Origin of the sequence: Cryobacterium zhongshanensis (assembly GCF_022760445.1) — a bacterium.
GTDB lineage: Bacteria > Actinomycetota > Actinomycetes > Actinomycetales > Microbacteriaceae > Cryobacterium > Cryobacterium algoricola.
In genome coordinates, this window is record NZ_JALGAR010000004.1 from 218,344 (window position 1) to 236,989 (window position 18,646).

At 69.4% G+C, this 18,646-nt stretch carries 17 protein-coding genes; 7 read left to right on the forward strand and 10 right to left on the reverse strand.

Annotated elements, in window-relative coordinates:
• The first annotated feature begins 270 nt into the window (after nt 1-270).
• Nucleotides 271-645, forward strand: a complete 375-nt coding sequence (locus tag MQH31_RS15165; protein ID WP_134534672.1) for a hypothetical protein — start codon at nt 271-273, stop codon at nt 643-645.
• A gap of 58 nt (nt 646-703) precedes the next feature.
• Here the strand turns inward: MQH31_RS15165 and MQH31_RS15170 are convergent, their stop codons facing one another.
• The gene (locus MQH31_RS15170) at nt 704-1,198 is read right to left on the reverse strand and encodes a four-helix bundle copper-binding protein (RefSeq protein WP_243012747.1); all 495 of its coding nucleotides are present in this window, start codon (nt 1,196-1,198) and stop codon (nt 704-706) included.
• Nucleotides 1,199-1,288: 90 nt separating this feature from the next.
• Between MQH31_RS15170 and MQH31_RS15175 the strand changes: the two genes are divergently transcribed.
• On the forward strand, nt 1,289-2,581 hold the full coding sequence (locus MQH31_RS15175; RefSeq protein ID WP_134534673.1) for an ATP-binding protein: 1,293 nt from the start codon (nt 1,289-1,291) through the stop codon (nt 2,579-2,581).
• 38 nt (nt 2,582-2,619) lie between these two features.
• Here MQH31_RS15175 and MQH31_RS15180 read toward each other — a convergent pair whose 3' ends face one another.
• Both MQH31_RS15180 and MQH31_RS15185 read right to left on the reverse strand, forming a co-directional pair.
• Nucleotides 2,620-4,218, reverse strand: a complete 1,599-nt coding sequence (locus tag MQH31_RS15180) for an HNH endonuclease signature motif containing protein (RefSeq protein ID WP_243012748.1) — start codon at nt 4,216-4,218, stop codon at nt 2,620-2,622.
• A gap of 95 nt (nt 4,219-4,313) precedes the next feature.
• Nucleotides 4,314-5,048 carry a FadR/GntR family transcriptional regulator gene (locus MQH31_RS15185; RefSeq protein ID WP_134534675.1) on the reverse strand — a complete coding sequence of 245 codons (735 nt, stop codon included), beginning with the start codon at nt 5,046-5,048 and terminating at the stop codon, nt 4,314-4,316.
• A 202-nt stretch (nt 5,049-5,250) separates the two neighbouring features.
• Here MQH31_RS15185 and MQH31_RS15190 point away from each other — a divergent pair, with 202 nt between their 5' ends.
• The 5 genes from MQH31_RS15190 to MQH31_RS15210 all read left to right on the forward strand — a co-directional run bounded on the left by MQH31_RS15190 (nt 5,251) and on the right by MQH31_RS15210 (nt 10,537).
• The gene (locus MQH31_RS15190) at nt 5,251-6,681 is read left to right on the forward strand and encodes a GntP family permease (protein WP_134534676.1); all 1,431 of its coding nucleotides are present in this window, start codon (nt 5,251-5,253) and stop codon (nt 6,679-6,681) included.
• Nucleotide 6,682: 1 nt separating this feature from the next.
• A complete protein-coding gene (locus tag MQH31_RS15195; protein ID WP_134534677.1) occupies nt 6,683-7,300 on the forward strand; it encodes a gluconokinase in 618 nt (205 codons plus the stop codon).
• A 186-nt stretch (nt 7,301-7,486) separates the two neighbouring features.
• Nucleotides 7,487-8,068 (forward strand): hypothetical protein, encoded by a 582-nt coding sequence (locus MQH31_RS15200; RefSeq protein ID WP_243012749.1) that lies wholly within the window; start codon nt 7,487-7,489, stop codon nt 8,066-8,068.
• Between the two features lie 114 nt (nt 8,069-8,182).
• On the forward strand, nt 8,183-9,475 hold the full coding sequence (locus MQH31_RS15205; protein ID WP_243012750.1) for an aminotransferase class V-fold PLP-dependent enzyme: 1,293 nt from the start codon (nt 8,183-8,185) through the stop codon (nt 9,473-9,475).
• Nucleotides 9,476-10,537, forward strand: coding sequence for a DsbA family protein (locus MQH31_RS15210; RefSeq protein WP_243012751.1), 1,062 nt, complete (start codon nt 9,476-9,478; stop codon nt 10,535-10,537). It begins immediately after the preceding gene.
• A 104-nt stretch (nt 10,538-10,641) separates the two neighbouring features.
• Here MQH31_RS15210 and MQH31_RS15215 read toward each other — a convergent pair whose 3' ends face one another.
• The 7 genes from MQH31_RS15215 to MQH31_RS15245 all read right to left on the reverse strand — a co-directional run bounded on the left by MQH31_RS15215 (nt 10,642) and on the right by MQH31_RS15245 (nt 18,339).
• Nucleotides 10,642-11,082, reverse strand: a complete 441-nt coding sequence (locus tag MQH31_RS15215) for a DUF2269 family protein (protein WP_134534681.1) — start codon at nt 11,080-11,082, stop codon at nt 10,642-10,644.
• A gap of 24 nt (nt 11,083-11,106) precedes the next feature.
• A complete protein-coding gene (locus tag MQH31_RS15220; RefSeq protein ID WP_243012752.1) occupies nt 11,107-11,745 on the reverse strand; it encodes a hypothetical protein in 639 nt (212 codons plus the stop codon).
• Nucleotides 11,742-12,668: an ABC transporter permease gene (locus tag MQH31_RS15225; protein WP_308196465.1), complete on the reverse strand. Its 927-nt coding sequence runs from the start codon at nt 12,666-12,668 to the stop codon at nt 11,742-11,744. Before MQH31_RS15225 ends, MQH31_RS15220 begins: the two co-directional genes overlap by 4 nt.
• Before the next feature lie 16 nt (nt 12,669-12,684).
• Nucleotides 12,685-13,668, reverse strand: coding sequence for an ABC transporter ATP-binding protein (locus MQH31_RS15230; RefSeq protein WP_243012753.1), 984 nt, complete (start codon nt 13,666-13,668; stop codon nt 12,685-12,687).
• Nucleotides 13,665-14,768, reverse strand: a complete 1,104-nt coding sequence (locus MQH31_RS15235; protein ID WP_243012754.1) for a LolA family protein — start codon at nt 14,766-14,768, stop codon at nt 13,665-13,667. The genes MQH31_RS15230 and MQH31_RS15235 overlap by 4 nt, the downstream gene beginning before the upstream one ends.
• Nucleotides 14,769-14,888: 120 nt before the next feature.
• Complete coding sequence (locus MQH31_RS15240; RefSeq protein WP_372488174.1) at nt 14,889-16,475, reverse strand: AMP-binding protein; 1,587 nt, start codon at nt 16,473-16,475, stop codon at nt 14,889-14,891.
• 112 nt (nt 16,476-16,587) lie between these two features.
• On the reverse strand, nt 16,588-18,339 hold the full coding sequence (locus MQH31_RS15245) for an aldehyde dehydrogenase family protein (RefSeq protein ID WP_243012756.1): 1,752 nt from the start codon (nt 18,337-18,339) through the stop codon (nt 16,588-16,590).
• Nucleotides 18,340-18,646 lie beyond the last annotated feature (307 nt).

Here is an 18,646-nt window from a genome sequence, read left to right on the forward strand (position 1 = left end):
GCGCGCCGCTGAGCCTGGTTCAATGTGTGAGCGATCGAGATTGACACGGTTTCGCATCCGTGGATGGAAACCCGACCCATCACTATCGGTGGACGGGATCGCACTTTCATGGTACATCCGCCGCTCGGAATCCGGTCATCGAGCCAGTCCCGCGCGGCGGCGCGCCATTGTTTCCTTGCGTGACGGATGCCGGGACATCCGCCGGTCACCGACCTAGGCTTGCTCTCAACACCGACCGCCGCACCGCGACACGAAGGGACCGAGACCGCGATGACCCAGCAGCACCCCACTCTCCGGAAGGCCCCTCGTCCCGAGTGCTCGCAGGGTCACACCTGCTCCGGCAGCGCCCCGGGTCATGCCCTTCCCTTGATCCAGCAGCGCGTGTCCGCGGCGACGCCGAGCAAGTGGCGGGACGCGATCGTGACCGCGGTCACCCACACGGGCTGGGTCGCCATCACGACCCTCGACGACCATGCCACGGTGTGGGTGTGGAATCATGCGGATCTCGGCTCGTCGGCCTCTGTCGGCGACCCGGTCGCACTGCACGGCGTCTATCACGTGCTCGCGATCGGCGCCGAGCGCGTGAACGTGCTGCTGGCCCCGGCCGAGCTGTCGGGTTTCTCCGGCCTCGCGGACCTGTTCTAGGCGACCTGTCCTCGGCCGTGTCTCCTCGGCCGTGTGTCTGTCCTACGCCATCGGCGTTCTATGCCATCGGCATCATGGACTTCATGGCGGACATCATCCGCTCGCACGCGGCCGCGCACTGACGGCAGGCCTCAGCGCACATTTTGCACTCTTCGCTCATGTCGGCGTGCATCATGCACTCGTCGGCGCAGGCCAAGCACATCTTCATGCAGGCGTCCATCTGGGCCATCATGACTGTCATGTCGTAACCGGAGGGGCGCAGCATCATGCGCATCATGGTGTGGGTCATGTCCGCGCAGTCGAGGCACATACTCATGCACTTCGACATGCCGGTCATGCCCATGGCCATCATGTCGTCCGCGCAGACCGTACAGGCCTGCTCGCACGCGCTGCAACATTCGATCAGGTCCTGCATCGCCGCCCTGTCGAGGCCACTCATGCTCTTCATCGCCATCGAGGAGTCCATCATCTGCGCCGTCATGCTCATCATTTCAGTCATCCCACTCCGGAAGCCCGGCGTCGGTCTCTGCCGGCTGATGACCGTGGCGTCCACGTTACGAAATGTTACGCCGCACGCCCGACTCGTCGAAAGGGCCGGTGCCCTAGATTGTGGGGACAGGTTTCCCACGTGCGAAGGAGCACCATGACCGGCTGGCGGATCCGCGACTTCCACGCTGACGACCTCGATGGGATCCTCCGGCTCTGGCAGGAGGTCACCGCGACCAAGACCGAACCGGTCTACGGCCTGTCCGAGGTGCTCGCCTCCTGCCAGAAGGATCACGCCGTCGTCGCCATGCACGGCGACGACGTCATCGGGGCCGCGGTCGGCCGTGCTGCGCATGCCCAGGGCTGGATCGTGTTCCTCGCGACCGCGCAGTCCTGGCAAAGCCAGGGCATCGGCACGGCCATGCTCGCGGCACTCGAATCGAAGATGGCCCCGCACGGCCTGACCAAGCTTTCCGCGCTGATGCCGGAGACCGAGAGCCGCGTCGACGCCTTCCTCAACCGCGGCTTCGTCGTCAAGAAGCAGCTGAGTTACTTCGAGCGCGAGATCCCGGTGCAGCGCGAGGGACTGAAGGCGCTCGGCGAGCTCGGCGGGCGGGTCTTGCCACGCGACCTCTGGGCGGGCGTCGGCGGCATGCGCGCCGAGAAGGAGCTCCTCGAGCGTCGGCTCGTGATGCCGCTCGCCGAACCGGATCTCGCCGAGCAGTTTGGAGTCGTTCCCCCCAAGGCCGTCGTGCTCTTCGGCCCTCCCGGAACGGGCAAGACCACCTTCGCCAAGGCGATCGCCTCCCGGCTCGAGTGGCCGTTCGTCGAGGTATTCCCCTCCCGCCTGGCCGGAGATCCGAAGGGTCTCGCCGGAGCGCTGCGGGAGACATTCCTGAAAATCTCAGAGCTCGAGCACGCCGTGGTCTTCATCGACGAGGTCGAGGAGATCGCGGCCCAGCGCGGCGGCGAACCGCCATCCCCACTGCAGGGTGTGACCAATGAGCTGCTCAAGATCATCCCGGCGTTCCGCGAGCGGCCGGGGCGCCTCCTGGTCTGCGCGACCAACTTCATCCGCGCCCTCGACTCCGCGCTGCTCCGGCACGGCCGGTTCGACTACGTCATCCCGATCGGGCTTCCGGATGCCGCGGCGCGCGCCGCTATCTGGGCCGGTTACGTGCCTGCGCCCGTGGCCGGCACGGTCGACTTCGGTGAACTCGTCGCCGCGAGCGAGGGGTTCTCGCCCGCCGATATCGAGTACGCGGCCCGTCGCGCGTCGCAGGAGGCACTCGAACGGGCACTCTTCAACGCGGACACGGTCCACGTGGATGCGCCGAGCGGCCCCCGGACCGAGGACTACCTCGAGGCGATCCGCGCCACCCGCACCACGGTCTCGCCGCAGGTCGCAGCGGAGTTCCTCGAGGACATCGAGCGGCTGGCCCGCCTCTGACCGGTACCGGCAATCGGTCCGGATACCGCCCGACCTCGTCAGGCGTCGCGGAGGATCGGGTTCTTGCTGGTGAGGAGAATGGGTCGCTGTTCGGGGTCGAGTCCGGGTGGCGGGGTGAGCCAGTATCGGCTGGCGTCGTCCCGGGTAATGCGCCAATGCTCGTTGTGGAGCCGCAGGTGGTCGGACCGGCAGAGCAGGATCCCCTCGTCGAGGTTGGTCTCGCCGGTGTCGTCTTTCCAGTGCTCGATGTGATGGGCTTCGGTCCAGGAAGGTGGTCGGTCGCAGCCTGGCCACATGCACCCGCCGTCACGGATGGCGAGGGCGGCCCGTTGGTCGGGACTGAAGGTGCGTTGCTCCCGTCCGAGGTCGAGGCCGTGGCCGTGGTCGTCGAAGGTGACGTCGAGGAGACCGCTGTCGCACAGGTTTCGCTCCATGGTTTCGGCCGAGACCGTGACCGCAGTCCCCTCGATCACGCCCGCTTGGAGCTGGGGCGCCTCCATACCGGGGCCCGACTCGGTGTCGGCGGTGGGAATCGGGGCCTCGGGGGCTGCAGTCCCGGGTGCACCGCCAGCGGGTGAGGTGCTGGTGGGGCGGATGGTGACCATGCGGACGGCGGGGTTGCGGCCGCCGGCGATGCGTTTCGGGTCGGCTTTCACGCCGAGTTTGGTCAGGGCGAGGAATGCGTCCGCGGTGAGCTGCTCGGTCGTGCGCGGGTCGTCCTGCACCCGCTTGGCCCACGCTGCCTGCTCCTTGTCCACGAACCTGACCCCGCCGCGGCGGGGGCTTGTGATGGCGTCGTAGGTACTCATCAGGTACTCGCCGTCTTCGGGGGCGAAGAGGCCGACCATGCGCACCTGGCCCGTGTGGAGGCGGTAGAACCGCAAGGACCGGTCGTCGTAGGCAGCCTTCTCGCGGGCGGCAATGCCGGCCTCATCGAGCACGTCCCGCACCCTCCGGGCCCGCTTGAACATTTGGTCGGCGTTCAGGGTCCGCGCCTCCGCCAGGAGCCGGGCGAGGGCTGTGGCGAGTTTCTCCGGGGTGATCGCCCGGTCCAGGTCGCCCAGGCCCTTGCGGAGCGCATCGGCCTTCTCCACGCTGAGCCAGCCCTCGCCGAGGGCCCGGCCGATCGGGGCGTGCCACGGCGGCACCGCGGCCGGAGGAATCGGCGGTTGCACCGGCGGCAGGTCTGGAGCAGCCCCGTCGAGGGGCGGAGTCTCGTCGAGCAGCTTCTGCGCTTCCGCGGCTTCCCGGGCGGCCTTTTCGGCGGCGTCGGTCTCGGCCACCAGCCGGCCCACTCCGAGGAGCTTGACTGCGTCGCCCTTGCTTGACCCGGAGATGCTCTGCAGCAGGTCCTCCGGGCTGCGGAACCCCTTCCGGGCCGCGAGGCCCTTCCCGCCGAGTTCGGGACGAGACCGGCGGGCCAGGGTTGCGGCGAACCACGCCGCCTGGGTATCCAACGCCCGCCGCGCTCCCGCGATCAACGCGTGACCTTCGAGCACCGCTTGGTCGCTGAGCGTGTCGACGGCGGCGGACGACCCGCCCAGCCGCGTGACGACATCCGCCAACGAGCGCAACCCGCCGAGCACGTCGCCGAGCGGCTGATGGGGTGGAATATGCGACTCCGAGAGGTTGGTCATGCCCCCACGTTACGACCGACCACCGACATTCTTCGAGGATGGCTCAGCTCTGTGGAAACAACCTCTGATCAGGTACCTGGCGACGAGCCACTACATCAGACCTGACGGGGCGTCTCTGCCATGAACTCGGCGAGGGTCGCTTCGATGGTGGCAAACGACCATCGATAGGCGGCCTCCCCGTCGCGCACGGCGAGCGCATGCGCGAGCTCGTGGTGGCGGTGCGCCGACGGCGGCGTATACGCGGTGATCGTGAACCGTTTTTCCTCTTCGCGGGTGCGGAGCAACGCGGCAACGGTGCTCGCGAAGTGCCCCATCACGGCATTCCCGGAGCCGCGCAGGATCAGGGTGTGGAAGTCGATGTCGGCCTCGAGGAAGCCACGACCGTCCCCGGCCTGGTCTGCGACGACCATCGCGTCCGCGGCCGCCGAAACGGCAGCGAGCTGCTCCGGTGTCATCGCCTGTGCGCTCAATCGGGCCGCGACCGGCTCGATTCCGAGGCGCATTTCGAGCATCTCCCGCATCTGGGTGAAGTATTCGGGTCCGCGGCCACGCCAGACGATGATCTGCGGGTTCATCAGCTCCCAGGAGGTACGGGGCAGAACCTGCGTTCCGACCCGCTGCCGGGGCTCGATCATTCCCAGTGACTGCAGCACGCGCATCGCCTCGCGCAGCACCGACCGGGAGACCGCGAAGCTCACACTGAGCTCGTCGAGGTTCAGGATGTCACCGGCTGCGTAGTGCCCGTCGACGATCGACTGGCCGACGGCGTTCACGACCCGGGCGTGCAGGCCACCCACGCGCAAGGAATCCGTGACGGTGCCGCTCTGCATCTGCACTTCTTTCCTTAGGCGGTGCTGGGCGGCCTCGGGCGGACCCCCCACCGAGATCGTACCCACCCAATCGGTACGGCCGCGATTCGGGGGGTGGCGCGCGCGCACATCCTGTGCAACACTCAATTATCTGATTTATCAGACTATTGCTAATTTTTTGACGATGGGGTCGCAGGGACGCGGCCTCAGAATGGAATCTGAGATGAATCTCGCCCTTGCGGTTCAGGCGGCCACACAGTCGACGGTCCAGTTGGTCGTACACGCGGCCGACCCGATCAAACCGGCCAGCAGTGACGCCCAGTTGATCATCGCGGCCGTCGTCGGCATCGCGGTCATCATCACCCTCATCACCTGGTTGCGCGTGCACCCGTTCCTCGCCCTCGCGATCGGCGCCGTCGGCGTCGGCGTCGGCGCGGGACTCGCGCCGAGTGCCGCCGTGACGAGCTTCAGCACCGGCTTCGGTGCGACCATGGCGAGCGTCGGCATCCTCGTCGGCTTCGGCGCCATGTTCGGCAAGCTGCTCGCCGACTCCGGTGGAGCCGACCGCATCGTCGACTCCCTCGTGAGCCGTTCGACGACCCGCACCCTGCCCTGGGTGATGGCGCTCATCGGTGGACTGATCGGTCTGCCGATGTTCTTCGAGGTAGGCCTCGTGCTGCTGATCCCGGTCATCATCCTCGTCGCCCGCCGCAGCGGACTCTCGCTGATCCGCATCGCGATCCCGGCCCTCGCCGGACTGTCCGTCATGCACGGCCTGGTGCCGCCGCACCCCGGACCCCTCGTCGCGGTGACGACCCTGGGCGCCAACCTCGGCCTGACCCTCGCGATCGGCGTGCTCATCGCCATCCCGACCGTCATCATCGCCGGCCCGGTCTTCAGCAAGTTCGCGGCCCGCTGGGTCGACGTGCCCGTACCGGCACTGTTCCTCACCACCGCCGACACCGGCGAAGTGACCCACACCAAGCGCCCGAGCTTCTTCGTGACCCTGTGCGGCATCCTGCTGCCCGTCGTTCTGATGCTCGCCCGCTCGATCGCAGACGCCCTCGCCCCCGGCTCCACCGCACCGCTGAACGCCGCACTCGACTTCCTCGGCACCCCGATGATCGCCCTCGGCCTCGCCGTGATCTACGCGATGATCTTCTTCGCCCGTGGCGGTGGCATGACCCGTGCCGCCGTCTCCACGTCACTCTCCGCTTCCCTCCCCCCGATCGCCGGCATCCTGCTCATCGTCGGCGCGGGTGGTGGCTTCAAGCAGGTACTCATCGACACCGGGATCGGAACCGTCATCGCGAACGCCGTCGCGGGCAGCAGCGTCTCGATCCTGCTCCTGGCCTGGTTCGTCGCCGCACTCATCCGCGTCGCAACGGGTTCGGCCACGGTCGCGACAGTGACCGCAGCCGGTATCCTCGCCCCGGTCGCCGCGACGCTCGGCGCAACGGATGTCTCGCTCATGGTTCTCGCCATCGGCGCCGGTTCGCTGTTCCTCTCTCACGTCAACGACGCCGGGTTCTGGCTCGTGAAGGAATACCTCGGCACCACCGTCGGGCAGACCCTGAAGACCTGGACCATCATGGAGTGCCTCATCTCCGTGACCGGCCTCGCCGGCGTGCTCCTGCTGAACATCGTGATCTAGCATGAGCGACACCGAACAGCTCTTCGAGAACCAGCAGCCCGTACTCGTCATCATGGGCGTCTCCGGCTCCGGCAAGTCCACCGTCGCCGGCCTCCTCGCCGGCCAGCTCGGCTGGGACCTGGAGGAGGGCGACGACCTGCACCCGCAGGAGAACATCGACAAGATGTCGGCCGGGCATCCGCTCGACGACGACGACCGTGCGCCCTGGCTCGAGACGATCTCCTCCTGGATCATCGAGCACACCATGGCCGGCGTGCCGGGGATCATCACCTGTTCGGCGCTCAAGCGCAAGTATCGCGACGTGCTCCGCGAGCACAACGTGATCTTCGTGCACCTGACCCTGTCGACGGACCTGATCCTGCGCCGCCTCGCCACCCGGCAGGACCACTACATGCCGGTCTCGCTGCTCGACTCCCAGGTCGCGACCCTCGAGGCGCCCGGCGCCGACGAACGCGCCATCACAATCGACGCGGGGCGTGCTCCGGCCGCCGAGGCCGCGGAAATCGTGCGGCGCCTCGGCCTGACCCCGCGTCCAGGTTCGTCGAGCCTCGGGGCTCCCGCTCCCGGGCAGTCGTCCGTGCACCCGGTTGCGGCGGCAGCCCAGGCGGCGAAGCCCTAACCGGCTCGCACCGACCGCACGGCCTTCTCCACGCGAACGACCCCCGCTCACCCGGGGGTCGTTTGTGCGTATGGGCGACGTTTGTCAGGTTATTCGCCCCGGCATCCGGTACGGTATGCGTGTATCGATACGGACGTAGCGATTCAGCGCATCCGCTTCGACCGGATGCCGACACCGGGAGGCGAGATGAGGCTGGCAGGCTTCTCCGCCGCGTCGCACCCACACCCTGCGCTCCGCACCGCTGGTCTCCGTACCGCCCTCCTCGCGACCCTCGCACTCATCGCGGTCCTCGCGTGCGTTCTCTTCGCCCACGCCGGCGCCGACGGCCAGGACGTGAATGTGCCTGCTGCGGTCAGCCCGATGACGATGTCCGCGACCGGCTCAGCATCGGCGTCCGCCACCACCGCCCTCTCCGGAGCAGTCCACTCCGGCGCCGCCCTCTCCGGCACCGTCGCGCAGGCCGTGGCACTCTCCGCCTCCGTCGCCGTGTCCGCAGCGGCGGCGGCGACCGGGATGGCCCGCACGATCGCGGCATCCGTCGGCCAGCGGGTGCTGTGCTTCGAGGGCAACTCCCTCGGCGGCGGCGCCATGGCCGCGATGTCGTGCTCCATCCTCCTCGTCCTCGGCAGCCTCCTGCTGATCGCGGGTGGCCCGTCGGCCCTCGGCCTTCTGTTCGTCGCCGGCGGCTTCGTGGTCGGCACCTTCCGCGCCATCGCCCCGCACCTGCACCGCCCGAACCTCACCCAGCTTTCCGTCAGCCGCATTTAGGCCGAAACCCGCTCCCGCGCCCTCCCGGCCCTCCCGCCGAACGGATGCGCCCCCTGCCGTTTCTACCGGCACCCGCGGTTTTCGACCCAGTGACCTGAATGGACTACTGAACATGTGCACATCTTCCTGCCCGACGCTCCCGGACCGGACGGGGTCGGCGTCGTGAAACGCGCCGGACTCTTCGGCAGGGGCGCGGCCCGTGAGGCGTCGGCTCCCGTCGACGCCGCGAGCCGACTCGCCGACTTCGGCTACCTCGAACCACGCGAGGTCTACCTCGACGCCGCCTGCCAGAGCCTGCGCCCGCAGCCGGTGATCGACGCCGTGGACGAGTACTACACGAGCTACAACGCCTGCGGCGGCCGCGTGAAATACGCCTGGGGCAAGCGGGTCGACGAGGAGGTCGCGGCGACGCGGTCCGCCGTCCTCGACCGGCTCGGCCTGTCCGCGCGCAGCCACGCGGTCTCGTTCACCCTCAATACGACCTATGGGATCAACCTGCTGCTCCAGCAACTCCCCCAGGGCCGCTTCGGCCGGATCGTCACGAGCCACGCCGAACACAACTCCGTCTTCCTCCCGACGATGACCGCCGCGAAACGTCTCGGTCTGCCGAGGCTCGTGCTCGACCGGGCCCCCGACGGCGCTCTCATCTTCGATCCCGCGCAGCTCGAACGCGCCGTCGTCGTCGTGAACGCCGCCTCGAACATCGACGGCAGCACCCTGACGAACCTCGCGGGCCTCGTCAGAGAGACCCACGCCCGCGGCGGCATCGTCATCCTCGACGCCGCCCAGGCCATGGCCCACGAGCACGCGCTGCTGCGAGGAACCGACGCCGACGCCATCTGCTTCTCGGCGCACAAGACCTACGGAGCGAGCCTCGGGGTCATCGTCACCCGGCTCGAGCTGCTGCGCTCCCTCGAGATCGGTTTCGTCGGCGGCGGCATGGTGACGGATGTCCGCGAAGACTCCTTCGACCTCGTCACGGACGACCCTGGCGCACTCCTCGAACCGGGCCTGCAGGCCTGGGGCGAGATCATCGCGCTCGGCCGCGCGCTCGACTGGCTCGGGCATGTCCGCCCCGGCGGCCTGTCCCCGCGCGACCACATCGAGAGCCTCTCCGGCCGCCTCTTCGAGGGTCTCAGCGCCATCCCCGGTCTCGTCGTGCTCAATCACGGCGCGAGCCCGGTGATCAGCGTCTACGCCCCGAAGCAGGATTCGCACCGCCTCGCGGTCTTCCTCTCCCAGCAGCAGATCATGGTGCGCAGCGGCTACTTCTGCGCCCACCACGAACTCAAGGAACGGCTGGGACTTCCCCCGCTCCTGCGGTTCTCTCTCGGACTCCACTCCACTTCGGCGGACATCGATCGCGCTCACGACGCCCTCGCCCGCCTCTTGAAAGGTCTTTCCTAAGTGTTCTGCATCGCAGCATTCATCGTCCTCCTGTTCATGGCGGCCATCTCGGCCCGATATCGCAAGTACCTCGCCAAGGCGTGGAACTGCACGTTCCGCCGGATCACCTTCCGCCCCTGCGACACCACCTTCAAACAGGACATGAAGGACCACATGCTCGCCCCGCTCGCCGCGCGCAGGCCCGGCCTGGTCAAGCCCGCGAGCATCGGCCTCGAGGTCGTCGCCGTCCTGATCATCCTGACGACCATCTGGAGCGGGTACGAGGTCGTCAAGAGCGGCGTCAACCTCTACGTCTACGGGACCTGCAACAAGCAGGACTCGGCGTCGTGCAGCCTCGGCGCCGAAGCCTGCTCCATCCCGGACCAGACCCCGGGCTTCGGCGATTCCCTCGCGGCGTGGGACGTGGTCGGCGCCTTTGGCAACGAGTTCGCGAGCCTCGGCGAGACCTTCTCCGCCATCCCGAGCCGGATGCAGAACTGGGATGCCACGGCCTACCTGCCCGCGGACGCGACCTACCTGAACCCGTACGACGCGAGCAAGAAGACCGCACTCGAGGTCGTCGACCCCGGCTGCACCTACTGCTCGCAGCTCTTCCAGAACATCGAGGAAGCCGGGTTCGGTGACACGCAGAACCTGAGCTACATCGCGTATCCGATCCAATCGGCCACGGGGTACAAGTTCCCCAATTCGCTGATGATCACCGAGCAGCTCGAGGCCCTGCGCCTCAACCGGCTCGAGGGGGCTACCACGCCCGTCGACTGGCAGATCCTCAAGCGCATCTACGCCGACAAGAACGACGCGGGAGTGGCGTGGCAGGCCGCGATCAACGGCATGAAGCCGGCCGACGCCAGCGCGCTGATCCAAGGCTGGGAGCTCGAGTTCGGGCTGACCCAGGCCCAGGTCGACCACGTGGCCGAGGTCGCGGCATCCGACCAGGTCACCCAGGTCATCGCAGCCAACAAGAAGACGGTCGAGGAGAGCATCCACACCGTGAAGATCCCGACGATCATCTTCGACGGCCGTCGCCACGACGGCCTCGTCTCGGTCGGCGACCTCGGCTAGCCCGGGCGGACCCGAACCGGTCAATCCATTCAGTTACGGAAAGAGCACCCTCCCGCGCGCGGTGAGGGTGCTCTTTCCGTGATTCAGACTGCGGATGCCGCGGGTCAGGGCTTCCAGACCATCAGCACGACCACCGCGACGAGCAGCAGGCTCGAGACACCGGAGCCCGCGGCGATCCGCGGGTAGCCGGCGGCCTTGGCGCCGGCGGCGTCCGTCGCGAGGGACTCCGCGGCGGCCTTGAGCGCGGGCACGACGAGGAAGAGGTTGATCGCAAGGGCGACGACGTAGAGCACGAGGGACAGCCATACCCAGGTGGACCCGAAGGTCCAGGCGTCGTCGGCCTCCTTGAGCCCGAGCGCCCCGAAACCGAAGAACGCCACCACGATCGAGAGCAGCGTGAAGATGTTCACCGACTTCGCGAGGGTCGCGACGGGACCAGCCTGCCCCGCGCGAATGGAGCGCATGGCGGTCATCGGGAGGATGGCCATCGGCCCGACGATGAAGACGGCGGCGACGATGTGCAGGATGTTGATCAGAATATGCATGCCTACAGGGTAGAGCGGTTCAGGTCAGGCCGGTTGCACGACACCGGGGTGGTCCGCGGGCAGGCCGTGGCGCTTGCCGGCGTGCAGCATCCGCAGGTTCTTCGTCTGCCAGTCCTGCACGGCCTGGTGCTGCGACTCGAGCGCGCGCAGCTCGGCGCAGGCGGTAACCTGGCGGCCGCAGGAGCAGAGCCGCGGCGTCGTCTCATCCGCGTGGTGCAGCGTGCCGAGGCGCCAGAGCACGGCCATCGCCCAGTCGATCTGGTGCTGGGCGAGCTCGGCCCTCCGCTCGGCGCGCTTGACGAGGTCGGTCTCGAGGATGCCGCGGAGTTCCGTGCCCGGCGCGTGCTCGAAGTCACGCGCCGCGATCCGGCGGAGGTCGTCGACCTGGCCGGTCAGCCGGGCGATGTCGGCGTCCTTCTCCGTGTCGCTCGCCCGCGCCTTCTCGGCGAAGCGCCGGTGCTTCTCCTGCTGCTCGGCGAACTGGCCGAGCCAGAGCTCGACGTGCTCGGCGTCGCGTCGCTCGGCCTTCTCCGCACCGAGGTGGTGCAGGCACAGCGCGCAGACCACCTGGTCGCTCGCCGAACCGAAGGTGAACGGCTGCAGCGACCGGCAGCAGAAGCACTGGGCGAGCACGGGCACGTACAGGGGATACGAGTGGGTCACGAGAGGATGTCCTTGGTCACGAATCGGCCGTAGGCGAGTGCCCCGAACACGAGGATGTAGCCGCCCTGCAGCAGCGCATTGGCCCCGAACGACGTCCAGTCGATCGGCTGCCGCAACAGGTCGGCGAAGTCGAGCCAGTAGTGGCTGAAGAGCCACGGATGCAGCCAGTCCAGTTGCGGGAGCGCGTCGAGCACCTGGGCGGTCACCGAGAGCACGATGGTCGCCGCCATCGCGCCGACGGGCACCTCGGTCACGGTCGAGATGAACAGGCCGATCGCTGAGAGGCCGAGCAGCGATACCGTGACGTACGCCGCGATCAGCAGTGAGCGCAGCACGGACTCGCCGACCCCGATGGTGTCGCCGGAGAGCAGGGTGACCGGGCCGATCGGGAACAGGGCCGCGCCGATGAGGGCGCCGGAGACCGCGACGGTCAGGGTCGCGGCGACGCAGAAGGCCGCGGCGCCCGCGTACTTGACCAGCAGCAACCGCACCCGTCCGGCCGGGGCGACGAGCAGGTAGCGCAGGGTGCCGAGGTTCGCCTCGCCCGCGACGGTGTCGCCGGCGACGACCCCGACGGTCAGCGGCAGGAACAGCGGGATCGACACGATCAGGGCGGTGATCGCGACGAAGAGGCCGTTCTGGGTGATCCGGTCGAGGAAGGCCGGGCCGCGCCCCGGCGTGACCGGGCTGGACGTGAGCCGGACGGCGATGGCGATGAGCACCGGGATCGCGGCGAGCGCCGCGAGCATCGCCCAGGTACGGCGGCGGCGGAAGAGCACGGTGAGTTCGGAGCCGAGGAGCGCGGCAGCGGATGCCCCGCGCGGCCTGCCAACGGCGGTCGCGGTTGCCGCGGGCCCGCTCGGGTCTGGGCCGGTCACGGCAGGCCCGGTCACTGCAGGCCCGGTCGCTGCCGGTCCGGTCACGGCCGGTACCCTGGGGTCACTGGGCGACATCGAAACCCTCTCCGGTGAGTGCGACGAAGCGTTCTTCGAGGCTCGCACCCACGACAGTGAAGCCGCGCACGCGGACTCCGGCGGTGACGAGGGCCGCGACGATGTCTTCCGGCGCGGGTGCGGCTGCGGTCAGGGCGGCGCTCAGGACCGCGCTGAGGTGGCCGGGCGCACCCGCCGCCGCTCCGGCGGTCACGGGAGTGAGCCCCAGCCGTTCGAGTACCTGCGTGGCCGCAGCGGGGTCCGGCGTGTCGAGGCGCGCGTGGGCCTCACCCGCGCCGCGCAGCTCGTCGAGGGTGCCCTGGGCGACGAGGGTGCCGGCGCGCATCACGGCGACGTGGCTGCACATCTGCTCGACCTCGGCGAGCAGATGGCTCGACACGAACACGGTCGTGCCCTCGGCGGCGAGCGAGCGCACGAGGCTGCGCACCTCGCGGGTGCCCTGGGGGTCGAGACCGTTGGTGGGCTCGTCGAGCACGAGCAGTTCGCGCGGCATCAGGAGCGCGTTGGCGATGCCGAGCCGTTGCTTCATTCCGAGCGAGTACGCGTGCACCTTCTTGCCTGCCGCATGGGTCAGGCCGACGCGCTCGAGGGCCTGTTGCACCCGCGCGCCGCGGGTCGCCGAGAGAGCGCCGGGGTCCGCGGTATCGAGCCGACGCAGGTTGGCGGTGCCGGACAGGAACGGGTAGAACGCGGGCCCCTCGACGAGGGCGCCCACGCGCGGGAGCACCGCGCGGAACGACCCGGGCATCGCTCGGCCGAGCAGGCTGATCTCCCCGCTCGTCGCGCTCGCGAGACCGAGCATCATGCGGATGGTCGTCGTCTTCCCCGAGCCGTTCGGCCCGAGGAAACCGAAGACGGATCCGGTGGGCACGGCAAGATCGATGCCGGCGACGGCAATCTGGCGGCCGAACTGTTTGGTGAGACCGTGGGTTTCGATGGCCAGTTCGACGGAGGCGATGGCGGGGCTCACCCTCCCACGGCGGCGGCCTGGAGCCGCTCACCCGGAACGGCGCCGGCGAAGACCCGCCCGTCGTCGGTGAGCAGCACGCTCACGAGGGCGGTCGAGATCACGCGTCCGCCGGTGACGGCGGTCGTGAGCTGGCCGAGCAGCGGCGAGGAGGACAGGTCGGCAGGGACGGAACCGGCCGGGAGCTCGACGACGGCATCCCAGCCGGTCCCGGAGATCGTGACGCCGGCGAGGAACTTCTCCGCCTCGGCCTTCTGTGTCGCGTGGTCTGCGGGGTCCTTCTGGGCGAGTGCCGCGGCATCCGGAAGGGCCTGCTCGGTCACGCTCGCACCGGCGGGCGGGGAGAACGTGAAGAGGGAGGCATCCGGTGCGCCCAGGCTGATCTCGGTGAAGGCGAGCCGGAACGCCGGCTTCTCCTGCCCGCGGGCGGTGACCTCGACGGCGAGCGGCAGCCCGGTCTGGGAGTCGACCGAGATCGACACCGCCCCGACCAGGGTGCCGGTGGTCTTCGGGGTGAGCACGAGGTCGTAGACGCTGCGCCCGGCGACGCTGCCGTCGGTGCCGACGGAAACCGTCGTGCTCGGGTCGACGGCGGAGAGGAACTTCGCGGCGAGCTGCTCCGGCGTGGCCATGCCGCCCTCGGTGGTCGCGTCCGTACCCGCGGCGTCCTTAGCCGGCAGGGTCACGTGCGCTGCGGAGTTGTCCTTCGAGTTGTAGAGCCAGACGTCGCTGCCGTTGCGCACGAGGTCGCGTTCGGCGAGGTTGTCGAGCACCTGAAGGCGGATGTTGTCCGGCCCGTTCAGGTAGACCCGCCCGGTGTGCGACCCGGTCAGGAGTTCGAGAGCGGAGGCGGCGCCGGTGTTCGCGCTCGCGCTCGGCCCCGTCGTCGGGAGCTCAGGCAGGCCGAGCTCCGAGGTCTGTTCGATGGTTCCGGAGAGCGCGTCGACGGTGCTGGTGCCGACGAGGGCGAGCACCTGCTCGGGCGTCTTGTCGGGTAGGTCGACGGCCGCCCCTGCTGTCAGGGGGACGGCAAGCGCGCCGACGGCGATGACGGCGGGGATGACGATGGCGGGAAGCCACTTCGTGAAGGTTCGGGGAGTCATGAGAACGACCCCTGAGTGTCGCGATTCATAGTGAGATCCTACGTCCGACCGGGTGCTCGCGCACGGTCGCCTGCGGGCAATCCCGGCGTGCTGGGCGAACTCCCAGCACGCCGGACCCGCTCACGGTGTGGGGGCGAGGGCGCGCAGGTCTTTCCGCAGGATCTTGCCGGAGGTGGACTTGGGAATGACGTCGATGAACGCCACCTGCCGCACCTTCTTGTGCGGCGCCACCCGCTCGGCGACGAAGGCCATCACATCCCCGGGCAGGAGCACGTGGCCGGGAAGCACGACGACGAAGGCCTTCGGCACCTCCTGGCCATCGGCATCCGGTGCTCCGACGACCGCGGCGTCGGCGATCGCCGGGTGGCTGAGCAACAGGGCCTCGAGTTCGGCCGGCGCGACCTGGTAGCCCTTGTACTTGATCAGTTCCTTGAGGCGGTCGATGATCGTCACGTATCCCTCAGCACTGACGGTCGCGATGTCGCCGGTGTGCAGGAAGCCGTCCGCCTCGAGGATCTCCCGGGTCGCCTGCTCGTTGCCGAGGTAGCCGAGCATCACGTTCGGACCGCGCACGAGCAGTTCGCCCGGTTCGCTCACCCCGACATCGGGAATGACGATGTCGCGCCCGGTCTCGGGGTCGACGAGCTTGCACTCGATGTTCGGGAGGGCGAGGCCGACGACGCCGTGCGGGATGTCGTCGCGGCCGCGCGGCATCGCGTGTGAGATCGGGCTCAGCTCGCTCATGCCATAGCCCTGGCGCACCTGGCAGCCGAGCCGGTCGGCCACGGCGTGGGCGAGCACGGCGTCGAGGGGCGCCGCACCGGAGAACAGGGTGCGCAGGCTCGAGAGGTCGTAGGCGTCCACGAGCGGATGCTTCGCGAGGGCCACGGCGATCGGCGGCGCGATGAACACATAGGTGGCCCGGTAGTCCTGGATCAGCCGGAGGAATTCCGGCAGGTCGAAGCGGGCCATCGTGATCACCGTTGCCCGCACCGCGAGGGCGATGTTGAGCAGCACCGTCATCCCGTAGATGTGGAAGAACGGCAGCACGGCGAGAACCCGGTCGTCGGCGGTTCCCTCGAGCACCGGAATCGCCTGGGCGACGTTGGCCACGAGGTTGCGGTGCGTGAGGATCACGCCCTTGGGCCTGCCGGTGGTTCCGGAGGAATAGGGCAGCACGGCGACGTGGGTGGCCGGGTCGAAGGCGACCACCGGTGCGGGACGACCCTCGAGGATGAGGTCGGCGAGGGACAGGCGCGAGCCGTCGTCGTCGAGCAGGGCGACGGCATCCGCCGCCAGGCCGGCGAGCGCGGCTGCCTCGCTCGCCTGCGGCAGGAACGGCGCGACCGTGAAGAGCAGCCTCGCCTCCGAGTCGCGCAGCTGGGAGGCGATCTCGGCGGCGCCGTAGAGCGAGTTGATCGTCGTCGCGGTCGCACCGGAACGGAGGATGCCGTGGAACGCGATCGCGAAGGCGGTCGAGTTGGGGGCGTGCACCGCGACGACGTCTCCGACGCCGATCCCCCGGGCGGACAGGGCTCCGGCCACGGCGTCGATGCCGGCGACCAGTTCACGGTAGCTCGTCGAGGTACCGGTCTCGGCGTCGATCAGTGCCGTGTGTGAGAGGGCCTCCTCGGTGATCGAACCGAACAGGAAGTCATAGACGCTCAGGTCGGGAATGTCGACGTCGGGGTGCTGGCTGGCGATGATCATCGGTATCTCCTTCGATACGGTGTGCGAGCGGGGCAGGGTGCTGGATGGGTCGGTATCGGGGCCGGCGGGGAGCAACTCAGGTCGATCGACGTGCGGGCGGAGAACCGAGTCACGCCCGGAAGGCGGAGAGGAAGATCGCCGGCGCCTTCCACCACGACGGGTGGCTGACGAATTCGGTCATGAGCCGGGTGGTCTTCGCGGCGCTCCGCGCGCTGACGAACCACGGCGGCTTGGGGAAGAGCGCGAATTCGCCGTGCCAGACCGACCGGGGAAAGGGTCGGAACGGCCCGCGGACGATGGTGCGTTCGGTGTCGGCGAGGAGGAACGCGTTGTGCACGACGCCGATGCCGCTCTGGACATCGGCCATGGAGTGGCCGGGGAACGCGCCCCACGGCGCTGCTGCGGTGAGGAAGCCCATGGCCGTCCAGGCGTTGACGGCGATCGTGCCGTAACGGAGGCGCTCGAGAGCCGCGGCGAAGCCCGGGCCGAGCCGGCGGATCGTGGCCGGGGTGCCGAGGATGTTCGCGCCGAGGGTGCCGAGGAAGTCCTCGTTCGCCGCCGTGACCGCGGCGTCGAGGAAGGCCTGCCCGGTCCCGGGGAGTTCGATGACGCCCAGCACGGGAGCGAACGCCTCGACGCCGATGAGCGCGGCGGGGTCTGCCGTGCCGGCTTCGATCAGGAGACGACCGCCGTCCGGGCCGAGCCGGGTGGCCCCGGGGTAGGCGGCGAGCGCGTCGCGCACCCGGGCGTCGCTGCCCGGGTACCACGGCGGCCGGGCGGGTGCCGCGGCCAGGGCCACCCGCAGCGCTGCCAGGAAGGCCGCCTTCTGCGGCCAGTCGCGGCTGAGCACCACGACCTGCCCGGCGATGCAGTTGTAGCCGCCGTTGTGCAGGCGCTGGGTGGCCACGTGCTCGGCCTGGAAGGTCAGGTCACGGCTGGTCCATTTCCCGGGGAGCACGATGATCGGCGCGACTCCGCCGAGCTCGCTCGTGATGGGCTTCCGCAGCAGCGGAGTGCCTGCTGCGCGGCGGGCGCGACCCTCGGCGCCCGGTCCGAAGACGACGACGTCGTGGGTCGCCGCACTTCCGGTGATGTGCACGTGGCTGACGCCCTCGTGGTGCGCGAGGTACCCGCCGACCGCCGCGCCGCCGGACACGATGGCGAGCAGGCCCGCCTCGATCAGGGGGGCGAAGGCATCCGTGTAGACCGGAGCGAGGGCGTCGAGCACGGGATTGAGCTTGAGCACCGAGACCCGGTTGTGTGCGATGAGCTCGTAGAGCACGTCGAGCGGCGGGATCGCACTGATGTTGCCCGCTCCCAGCACGAGACCAACTCCCCCGGTGCGCGACGGATGCCGCTGGCCGAGCCCGGCGCGCGACCGCGCCTCCTCCTCGGTGACGCCCGGCTCGAGCCAGGCCTCGGCCGAGAACCCGTGCAGCAGGAGCGCCTCGAACGGAGTGCCGGGGAGCACGGGGACCGTGACCCGGCCGCCGGGGGCGCGCCCGAACCGGGTGTTCCGGAGCGGGCTCTCCCCGCGGTCGATGGCCGCGATCGAGCCCCGCAGGGTGGCGAGGTTGGTCAGTACGACGTAGGGACCGGAGAGCCATTCCTCGCCGACGAGCGGGGAATCCCGGTCGAGCCCCTTCGCGAGGGCGGCGACCTGCACCCAGCGCTCGGCCTGGGCCGCGACCGTGACGGCGACGGCCCCGAGGAGTGCGGAGCGCGCGGTGAGACTCAGGGTCGCCCAGTGGGTCTCACCCGCGGCGAGGTCGGAGACGACCGTGTCGAGGGCCGCGCGTTCGGTCGCGGACAGCGCGTCGGCGGGACGTTCGTTGACGGCGGTCGGTTCGGTCGAGGTCATCAATCTCCCTTGATTGCTGCCGATGGCTCTGCCAGCAGGAACCGGACCGCGGCTGCGGCCTGCGCGTGCTGCTCAGCAGAGTACCGCACGCCCCTCGACGGGTCCCCACCCCAGTGCGCGGCACGGCCGCGAGCGAGCGGATGCCGGCGGCGAGTGTCGCTCCCTGTGCCGGGAATCGCCGGTCCGCCGGGCGATCTCGGCGCAGACGGCGACAGTCGACGGATGTGCGGCGGGCAGGGCACAGGAGGAGACCGCGGGTTCGGACCACCGAGCTTTCGGGACGATCAGTGATCCGGACCACGGAGGG

Bases quoted from the DNA above. Each gene is read 5' to 3' on its own strand.
- MQH31_RS15165 (WP_134534672.1), top strand. From the start codon at position 271: ATGACCCAGCAGCACCCCACTCTCCGGAAGGCCCCTCGTCCCGAGTGC.
- MQH31_RS15175 (WP_134534673.1), top strand. From the start codon at position 1,289: ATGACCGGCTGGCGGATCCGCGACTTCCACGCTGACGACCTCGATGGG.
- MQH31_RS15180 (WP_243012748.1), bottom strand. From the start codon at position 4,218: ATGACCAACCTCTCGGAGTCGCATATTCCACCCCATCAGCCGCTCGGC.
- MQH31_RS15185 (WP_134534675.1), bottom strand. From the start codon at position 5,048: ATGCAGAGCGGCACCGTCACGGATTCCTTGCGCGTGGGTGGCCTGCAC.
- MQH31_RS15190 (WP_134534676.1), top strand. From the start codon at position 5,251: ATGAATCTCGCCCTTGCGGTTCAGGCGGCCACACAGTCGACGGTCCAG.
- MQH31_RS15195 (WP_134534677.1), top strand. From the start codon at position 6,683: ATGAGCGACACCGAACAGCTCTTCGAGAACCAGCAGCCCGTACTCGTC.
- MQH31_RS15200 (WP_243012749.1), top strand. From the start codon at position 7,487: ATGAGGCTGGCAGGCTTCTCCGCCGCGTCGCACCCACACCCTGCGCTC.
- MQH31_RS15215 (WP_134534681.1), bottom strand. From the start codon at position 11,082: ATGCATATTCTGATCAACATCCTGCACATCGTCGCCGCCGTCTTCATC.
- MQH31_RS15235 (WP_243012754.1), bottom strand. From the start codon at position 14,768: ATGACTCCCCGAACCTTCACGAAGTGGCTTCCCGCCATCGTCATCCCC.
- MQH31_RS15245 (WP_243012756.1), bottom strand. From the start codon at position 18,339: ATGACCTCGACCGAACCGACCGCCGTCAACGAACGTCCCGCCGACGCG.